Here is a 444-nt window from a genome sequence, read left to right as displayed (position 1 = left end):
GCTGTCCGCCGAGCGCGTGCAGTACATGGACGTGTCGCCCGCGCAGATCGTGTCGGTGGCCGCCTCGCTCGTTCCCTTCCTGGAGCACGATGACGCGAACCGCGCACTGATGGGCGCCAACATGTCGCGCCAGGCCGTGCCCGTGCTGCGTCCGGAAAAGCCCATGGTGGGCACCGGCATCGAGCGCGTGGCGGCCGTGGACTCCGGCACGGTGGTGACGGCGAACCGCGGCGGTATCGTGGACTACGTGGATGCGACCCGCATCGTGGTGCGCGTGAACGACGCCGAGGCCGTGGCCGGTGAAGTGGGTGTGGACATCTACAACCTCATCAAGTACCAGCGTTCCAACCAGAACACGAACATCCACCAGCGCCCCATCGTGAAGAAGGGCGATGTGCTGGCCAAGGGCGCCGTGATCGCGGACGGTGCCTCCCCCGACCTGGG

1 pseudogene is annotated in these 444 nt (G+C 67.6%); it reads left to right on the top strand.

Annotated elements, in window-relative coordinates:
• A pseudogene (gene rpoB, locus K9U40_RS23855) lies at positions 1–444 on the top strand (DNA-directed RNA polymerase subunit beta); the annotation flags it as partial.

This window comes from Xanthobacter autotrophicus (assembly GCF_030015065.1).
GTDB lineage: Bacteria > Pseudomonadota > Alphaproteobacteria > Rhizobiales > Xanthobacteraceae > Xanthobacter > Xanthobacter autotrophicus_D.
This window is presented reverse-complemented; position numbering and strand designations above follow the sequence as displayed.